The following is a 354-nucleotide window of genomic DNA, read 5'->3' on the forward strand; positions in this document are numbered from 1 at the left end:
CAGACGTTCGCCGGCGCGGTTGGCGATCTCCACGCTTTCCAGGCTGTAGCGCTGGCTCTCGGTCATGGTGTCCACGGCTTCGCGGGCGCCGACCTGCAGCTCTTCGATCATCTTCTGAATCTGCTGGGCTGACTCCTGCGCGCGGTGGGCGAGGTTGCGCACTTCGTCGGCGACCACGGCGAAGCCACGGCCGGCTTCCCCGGCGCGGGCGGCCTCGATGGCGGCGTTGAGGGCCAGCAGGTTGGTCTGCTCGGAGATGCCTTTGATCACTTCGAGAATCTGCCCGATGTTTACCGTGCGGCTGTTCAGCGCCTCGATGTTGGCGCAGGCCGAACTGATCTTGTCCGACAGCTG

At 65.5% G+C, this 354-nt stretch carries 1 protein-coding gene; it reads right to left on the bottom strand.

Features of this window, described 5'->3' with window-relative positions:
- Nucleotides 1-354: methyl-accepting chemotaxis protein (locus A6723_RS22805; protein WP_256546966.1), on the bottom strand; the 354-nt coding region annotated here is incomplete at both ends.

Origin of the sequence: Pseudomonas sp. AU11447, from assembly GCF_001672555.2 — a bacterium.
GTDB classification, from domain to species: Bacteria; Pseudomonadota; Gammaproteobacteria; order Pseudomonadales; family Pseudomonadaceae; genus Pseudomonas; species Pseudomonas nitroreducens.